1 protein-coding gene is annotated in these 419 nt (G+C 78.8%); it reads left to right on the forward strand.

Annotation, left to right across the window (positions count from 1 at the left end; all coding sequences use genetic code 11):
• Positions 1 to 65: 65 nt before the first annotated feature.
• A partial coding sequence (locus GTQ99_RS24020) for an aminopeptidase P N-terminal domain-containing protein (RefSeq protein WP_420814623.1) occupies positions 66 to 419 on the forward strand: 354 nt, incomplete at its 3' end.

Consider the following 419-nt stretch of genomic DNA (forward strand, 5'->3'; position numbering starts at 1 on the left):
GCACCGGGCGGGCCCCCGCGGCGGGCGACCTCCTCGACGTGCAGGCCCCCGAGGGCGAGGGCGCGGTGCTCGACGCCGCCGCGGACGAGGACGCGAAGTCGCACCGCTCCACCCCGCGCTCGGCGGCCTTCCGCCGCTTCATCGCCCAGGGCTGGGGCCCGCGCCCGGCGGAGGACGCCGACCTCGACGAAGTCGCCCCGTTCGCCGCCCGGCGGCGCGAGGTGCTCTCCTCGCTGTTCCCGCACGAGGTCCTCGTGGTCCCCGCCGGCCCGCTGGTGCGCCGCTCCAACGACACCGACTACCGCTTCCGCCCGCACTCGGCCTTCGCGCACCTGACGGGGCTGGGCACCGACCGCGAGGCCGACGCCGTGCTCGTGCTGCACCCGGCCGGCGGGGACGGGCGGGTGCAGCACGAGCAC

Source organism: Kineococcus vitellinus, from assembly GCF_009906315.1.
Taxonomy (GTDB): Bacteria; Actinomycetota; Actinomycetes; order Actinomycetales; family Kineococcaceae; genus Kineococcus; species Kineococcus vitellinus.